Here is a 7,363-nt window from a genome sequence, read left to right as displayed (position 1 = left end):
GTTACAGTTTTATGTCATGCTCTTTTAACAAATTAATTCTCAAATACAAAATTAATCTTATTATCTTTCCACTCTAATTTCGCATCAAACGTTTTCTCGCCCTTTTTAAAGCCTTTAATTAAATCAGTCTTTTCACCTTTTAAGAGCTTTGTCATATTCTTTTGCGAAATTGTTTTGCTTAATATCTTCTTTGAAATGGTGAAATCACATTGCGTTGTATTATAGTTAGAACAACCGTAAAACGTTGACTTATCAATTACATCGCCATCACATTTTTTACAGCTACCAACCTTTTTACCCGTTGTAAATTTCGATCCTTTTCGTTCAATCGATTCAACATGTAGTCCCGTGAAATCCCACTTCTCAGACATTTCCACTGCGTCTTCAATAATTTTAGCTGATAGCTTTTTCGTCTGTTCCATAAATGTAGCTGGTGAAGCTGTACCTTCACCAATTTCCGCAAGACGTTGTTCCCATTTCGCAGTCATTTCCGGTGAAGCTAGTATTTTGTCACCAATTGCGGTAATTAATACTTTTCCTTTATCAGTCGCATACACTTGGTTTTTCTTTACATCTATATATTTACGGTCTTTCAGCATCGTAATAATACCCGCGCGGGTCGCTTCCGTACCTAAACCTTCTGTTTTCTTCAATACCTTCTCTAGCTCTTCATTCTCTAAATACTTACCGGCTGTTTTCATTAACGTAATAAGTTGTCCTTCTGTATAACGCTTCGGTGGCTGTGTTTTTCCTTCTTTCACTTTCACCTTTACAACTTTTCCTTCTTCACCTTCAGCTACAATTGGAAGAATGGTTTCGTCATCTTTATCGTCTTGGAAAATAACTTTACGCCAACCTTCTTGAATTTGCTGTTTTCCTTTTGAAATGAATTCAGCACGTTCATCTACAAGCGTTACAATCGTTGTATAGTCAAAGATTGCAACTTCATAATGAGCTGCAATAAGCCTTCTTACGATCATATCGTATATTTTCTTTTCATCACCTGATAGTCTGCTTGGGTTTGTAACTTGCTCTGTCGGAATAATTGCGTAGTGATCTGTTACTTTCTTTTCATTCACATAACGCTTATTGTTCATAATGGATTCAATTGGCGCCGGTAATAAGCCTTTATATTCATCAAATTGACTTAACTTCTGTAAAATATCAGGGAACGTCGCTGCTTCTCCTTGTGTAACATAGTTAGAATCTGAACGTGGATAAGAAACAATCCCTTTTTGATAGAGTGCTTGCGTTATATCAAGCGTCTTTTTCGGTGAAAACTTAAAGGCTTTATTTGCCGTTGCTTGCAGTGATGATAAGTTGAATAAAAGCGGCGGCTGAAACTCTTTACGCTCCGTTTTCATTTCCTTCACAACAGCCGGTTTCCCTTGGCAAAATGCCGCAATTTTATTCGCCATATCAGGGTCTTTTAAGCGGGATTCATTATCCTTCTCCCATTTCCCGTCATATTTCTTTCCTTCTATATTAAAGGTTGCAAACACTTCCCAGAAAGGCTCTGACTTAAAGTTTTCAATTTCTTTCTCACGCTTTACAATCAATGCTAACGTTGGTGTTTGGACACGACCAGCAGAAAATACATCATTCATTCCTTTTTTCTTTAGCAAAATACTAAACACACGTGATGCATTCATACCAACAACCCAGTCAGCACAAGATCTTGTGTATGCTTCGTAATACGTATTAATTGTATCTGATTCATCAAGTAAATTTTTAAACCCTTGATAAATAGCTTGCTTCGTTAAAGACGAAATCCATAGACGCTTCATCGGCTTTTGCACATTACAAAGATTAATAATATTTCGTACGATTAGTTCCCCTTCACGCCCAGCATCGCCTGCGTGAATAATTTCTGTTACCTGTGGATTATGTAACAGCTGTTTCACAACGTTAAATTGCTTATACTTTGACTTTGTTACTTCAAATTGAAAACGCTCTGGAATCATCGGTAATGTATTAAGTGACCATTTTTTCCACTCTGCGTGATAATGCTCTGGATTACATAACTGCGTCAAATGACCAATTGCCCATGTACAGTACGCTCCATTTGGAAATAACTCATTTGCTTCTACTTCTAAATATCCATCTTTCCGGCGATATTTAAACTGTGAAACAAGAGCCAACCCTTGATCTGGTTTCTCGGCAATAATTAATTTCATTTTATAACTCCCTATCTGTATTCCAGTGTTACTTTCATTGTCTATATGTTTAGAAGCGATGATAAAACAACAATCTTATTTATCATTCGCGGTTTGTCTCGCAAATGTGAGACCTATAATATTATACGCTTATTCTTTATGGCTTCACAATAGAAACTCATAATATAACAATTTCTTTCACATGCTTACAATTAAAAAAGACGCCCTAAAAAATCAAGCGTTCCTTTGCTTACATCTATGAAATTGTGCAGATAATATGCAGATATAAATTATCATAAGTACACATATGATGAAATGAACGATAGGACAAGGAGGTATCATAATGTTTGCTTATACGTTAACTACCTTAACACTTTGCTGTACCTCAATTCTTATTGTATCCAATATTTCTAAACGTAAGGGTACCCTAATGGAGTATATGGTATTTATTATGTCTTTTAGTATGAGTATCGGTTTAAGTATTGGTTTTTATTTAGGCATTCTCTTTAAGGGGGAATTACTATATTCTACTTTACTTGCTATTTTAATTAGTGGTTTTATCGGTTTTTTAGTGGGTCTACGTTTTCACCTATATACTGCTTTAGAAGGAATGTTCTCTGGATTAATGGCAAGTATGATGGGAGCAATGATTACAGAAATGTTAAACGCTCAACAAGCTCATAGTATATTGTTCATTAGCCTTTTACTTACTATAACGATTACTATGTCCTGTGTGATTCAATTGTTATCGGAGAACTTTTCTACTTTTATCCAACGTCGTTTTTTGTTATTCCTTTCAATTAGTGTAGTAATTATCGTTGCCGTATTCGCGACATTCCCAGATCATACTCCTGCACCTTCACCTTCACCTGGGCATAATCAACATATACATTAGTACTTGCAACAAAAATGAATAAGCAGCTATCCATAGGATAACTGCTTCCTATTATTCTGGCTTATTAGGAATGTTTTGGTTTGGAACATAGTCAGATTTATAATCTGTATAGTTCACTTCCGTTACCATCCCTGCTGAAGCATGATGTAGGTCGTGACAGTGGAACATCCACTCACCGGGATTGTCTGCTACAAAGGCTACTTCATATTCTTCTCCTGGTTTTAAGTTCAATGTATCTTTTACAATTGGAGAACCTTCTACCGGTTTTCCATCTTTACTCAACACCTGGAAGAAGTGACCATGTAAATGCATTGGGTGATCATCCATTTTAGAACGATTTACCAATTTCACTTTTACTAAATCACCCTTTTTCACTTGAATTGGGTCAATATCCGGAAATACCTTTCCGTTAATTGTATATACCATTTCATTTTCATTCATTTGCGTATTTAAGTCCATATTATATGTGGCAGTATACTCTTGATTTAACGTGAAACTACCTAATTTTTTAGCACCATATTTCGTCATATCGAATTTCGCTAATTTTCCCTTTTCATCTGTTTTATCTTTCATCTCTTTGCTGCCATCATACTCAATAACAGCTTTCATTCCTTTTGCACCTTTATTTTTTGAATGGTCCTCAACATACCACTTCCCAGGATTATTAGCAGTAAATTCAATATCATAACGTTCACCCGGTGCGATTGAAATTACTTTATCCTTTATAACTTTTGGATTGTTTATTGGTTGACCATCTGTCGCAATTACTTTTATATCATGACCGTGAACATGTATATCATGTGATAGATAACCAGCATTAACAAGTCGAAGACGAACTTTATCTCCCTTATTCACTTTCAATGGCACTACTAAATCACCGCTTTTTCCATTGATTGTGAATAAATCATACATACTCATATCATGACCTTCCATCTTCATATTTCCATGGTCCATTCCTGCCATATTGCCAGAGTCTTTTTGATCACTGCCCATGTCCATACCAGAATGATCCATGCCGTTCTTATCATCATTCTTTTTCGTATTTTCATCACCTTTAGATTTATTACCTATTTGCCCTTTTGTCATTTCTTTTAACTGCTTTTTAATTTCTTCTTTATCTGTAACCCATTCATCCAACAGTAATGTGTAATCTTTATCATATTTTTCCTTTGTATCCTCTACAATGAGCGCTCCATACAAACCTCTATCTAATTGATTTACAGAATCTTGATGCGAGTGATACCAGTACGTTCCTGGTACGTTCGCTTCAAATTCGTAAGTGAAACTTTTTCCTGGTTCAACTGCATCTTGTGTCACGCCCGGAATTCCATCCATGTTATTTGGGACAGGATATCCATGCCAATGAATAGATACTGGTGCAGATAATTCATTTTTTAATGTCACTTTCACCTTTTCACCTTTTTTCACCCGAATTTCTGGACCAGGAGATGAGCCATTAAATGTCCAGACTGGAACAATAACACCGTTACTTAATTTTTGCTTTTCTTCTTTCGCTATTAAAGTAACTTCTGGCCCTTTTTCAACCTTCAATGGTGTTGTAGCTGTTTCAGTCTGTAGTGTTTTGTTATCATTCATATTTTTATGATCATTTGTTGTATTTGTCGTCACAGAACAGGCAGCAATTAAAAATATTACAGAGACAGTAACGGCTGCTAATACAACTCGCTTCATGGACAATCCCTCCTTATTCTTTTTCAAAATCATTATAGAAGTTGATTTTCAAGAAAATAAGGAGATGTAATTAGATCTTACGTAAGCTAATTGGAAAATTACTAAAAGCAGAGACATTATAAGAGACGAATATTTTAGTAATACAAAATGCTTTCCTTGTAGCGACTACATTAGCCGTTCTCGTATTTGTTTTGACGTTATTTCTTAAGAAACAATAACACTGCTATTATTAAATAAGAAAAATGTAGCTAAAATGCTCTTCACAAAAGAACTTAGATTTTTGTATAATAAGAACTAATGTTCCTCACAGACAATGGACTCAAATTACACAAATATATCAAATAGAAGAGGATTGATATACGATGAAAATTGATAGACCAAAAATTTCACCAGAGTTATCTTCAAAGAATTTTCAAGATATTTTTTATGAAGAAGATCCAACATTGGAAGTGTGTGAAATTATAGACTCCACTTTCGAAAATGAATCTGTAGATAGAGTGCGGTTATATGATGCGGTGATAAAAAACTGTAAGTTTACTAATACAGACTTTAGCAATATTGATATTACAGATGTTTGTTTTGAAAACTGTGATTTATCAAATGTTAATTTAAGCAATTCTTCTGTTCACAGAGTCGAATTTAAAAACAGTAAATTAATCGGAGTAAATTTCACAGAATCTAGCTTAGGAAATGTTAAATTTGAGAATTCAATTTTGAATTTAGCGGCATTTGGAAATTCTAAACTAGAAAAAATCATCTTCAATGAAACTTCATTAAATAATGCAGATTTTTTTGACTGTAAACTTAAAAAAGTTGAATTCCAATTATGTAGTCTTGATGAAGCTAATTTTGATCAGACATCACTGAAGGGGATAGATATTAGTTCTTCTACCTTTGATACACTTACAGTTTCAGTGAGCGATTTAAGAGGATGTAAAGTATCGACATATCAAGCTGTTCAGTTTGCTACTTTATTAGGATTAATAATTAAAGATTAGTATTTCGAAGAAAAGAACCCTATCCCGAATCATGGATTTTTTAATTGTCCACGATTCGAGATAAAGTTCAAATAAATTAGTGATGACTCTTTTATTATTTAGCTACAGCTTGGTTTCCTTTTACATGTTCATTATTTACACTCATAAATTCTTCAATTTCTTCAACTTCCCTAATGATATCTTTTGACAAGTTTTCATACCCGTCTTTCGTTACAAGAATGTCATCTTCAATACGAATTCCAATTGATTCTCCTTCAATATAAAGACCAGGTTCAATTGTTATAACCATACCTTCTTCTAACACTCTATCTTTATATGTTCCTACATCATGTGTATCTAAACCAAGGAAATGGCTGACACCATGATAATAGTATTTTGATAACTCTTCATCTTCTTGAATTAAACCAATTGCTTTACACTCTTCTGCCAGTACCTTTTTTGTATGCTCATTTAATGCAGCGAACTTTAATCCTGGCTTAATAATCTCTGTTGTTTCTTTTAATGCTTTTAATACAATATTATAAATTTGTTTTTGGCGACTAGAGAATGTTCCATTTGCCGGGAATGTATAACTAATATCAGCGTTATAGTAGTCTTTTTGAGCACCTAAATCTAGTAATACTAAGTCACCATTTTGAATTTGTGCATCATTATCTTCATAATGAAGAACTGTAGCATTTTTCCCACTCGCCAAAATTGTATTGAACGCATGGTACTTAATGCCAGATGACTTCAGTGTAAAATCAAATTGTGCTTCTAATTCATACTCCATCATGCCTGCTTTTGCATGCTTAAGTACGTTGTAAATACCGTCTTTCGTTATAGCAATCGCTTCTTTAATAATTTCAATTTCTTCCTCTGTTTTAAATACTCGTAATTCACAAATGTTCGGATATACATTACCAATTGTTACGTGTGGGTATTTTTCTCTTACATGTTTAGCAAATGCTAATGTTTTTGTCTCCGTACCATTCCAATCACGACGTTCTATATCTAAATATAGATGCTTCGCATTTTCTGTAAAAAGTATATTTGACATTGTCTTTTCAAAGCTATCTAAATATATAACTTTCTTTATACCTGAAATTTTCTCTGCTTCTTCGTTAGAAACTGTTTTACCGACCCATTTTTCCATTACTGGATCTGCCTTTTCAATGAAAAGTGTTTCTTCAACACTACTTCCAACCTTTTTCAGCATAAAAATAACATTTGGTTCATCGATTCCCGTTAAGTAGTAAAAATTACGATTCGGTACAAATTTATAATGTGCATCAGCTGACATATGCGGTGCTTGTCCCGCAAATAAAATCGTAATAGATCCCTCTGGTAATGTGTTTGCTAATCGTTCTCTATTTTGAGCAAAAAATGTTGATTTCATGATAATCCCCCTAGCGTTCTATGTATGATTAAAAAACTAATGATCTAATCAATTCATTTTATTATTGTTACAATTTTTCGTCAATTAATAGTACTCATAGAAAAAGGAAAATCCCCCCTTACTAGTGCCCATCTAATCTACATTATGCATACCTCTCCACAATTTCTTGACATTTATTCCATATACTTAAAATCTCATATATAGGAAAGGAGCCACAACTTTGAAACATTATGTAGCAACAGGG

At 34.0% G+C, this 7,363-nt stretch carries 5 protein-coding genes; 2 read left to right on the top strand and 3 right to left on the bottom strand.

What is annotated here, in order from left to right; genetic code table 11:
• Positions 1 to 32: 32 nt before the first annotated feature.
• Positions 33 to 2,177, bottom strand: coding sequence for a DNA topoisomerase III (gene topB / locus ABWK52_RS25260; protein WP_000766766.1), 2,145 nt, complete (start codon positions 2,175 to 2,177; stop codon positions 33 to 35).
• A 322-nt stretch (positions 2,178 to 2,499) separates the two neighbouring features.
• Here topB and ABWK52_RS25255 point away from each other — a divergent pair, with 322 nt between their 5' ends.
• Positions 2,500 to 3,051, top strand: a complete 552-nt coding sequence (locus ABWK52_RS25255) for a hypothetical protein (RefSeq protein ID WP_087968045.1) — start codon at positions 2,500 to 2,502, stop codon at positions 3,049 to 3,051.
• A 51-nt stretch (positions 3,052 to 3,102) separates the two neighbouring features.
• Here the strand turns inward: ABWK52_RS25255 and ABWK52_RS25250 are convergent, their stop codons facing one another.
• Positions 3,103 to 4,743, bottom strand: coding sequence for a multicopper oxidase family protein (locus ABWK52_RS25250; protein ID WP_087968047.1), 1,641 nt, complete (start codon positions 4,741 to 4,743; stop codon positions 3,103 to 3,105).
• A 362-nt stretch (positions 4,744 to 5,105) separates the two neighbouring features.
• Between ABWK52_RS25250 and ABWK52_RS25245 the strand changes: the two genes are divergently transcribed.
• Positions 5,106 to 5,741 (top strand): pentapeptide repeat-containing protein, encoded by a 636-nt coding sequence (locus ABWK52_RS25245; RefSeq protein WP_000687271.1) that lies wholly within the window; start codon positions 5,106 to 5,108, stop codon positions 5,739 to 5,741.
• A gap of 94 nt (positions 5,742 to 5,835) precedes the next feature.
• Here the strand turns inward: ABWK52_RS25245 and ABWK52_RS25240 are convergent, their stop codons facing one another.
• On the bottom strand, positions 5,836 to 7,119 hold the full coding sequence (locus ABWK52_RS25240) for an aminopeptidase P family protein (protein ID WP_087968050.1): 1,284 nt from the start codon (positions 7,117 to 7,119) through the stop codon (positions 5,836 to 5,838).
• Positions 7,120 to 7,363 lie beyond the last annotated feature (244 nt).

The organism is Bacillus sp. AP50, from assembly GCF_040492675.1.
Classification (GTDB): Bacteria; Bacillota; Bacilli; order Bacillales; family Bacillaceae_G; genus Bacillus_A; species Bacillus_A cereus.
Note: the sequence above shows the minus strand (reverse complement) of the source record. Positions and strands in the feature narration are given on the sequence as shown.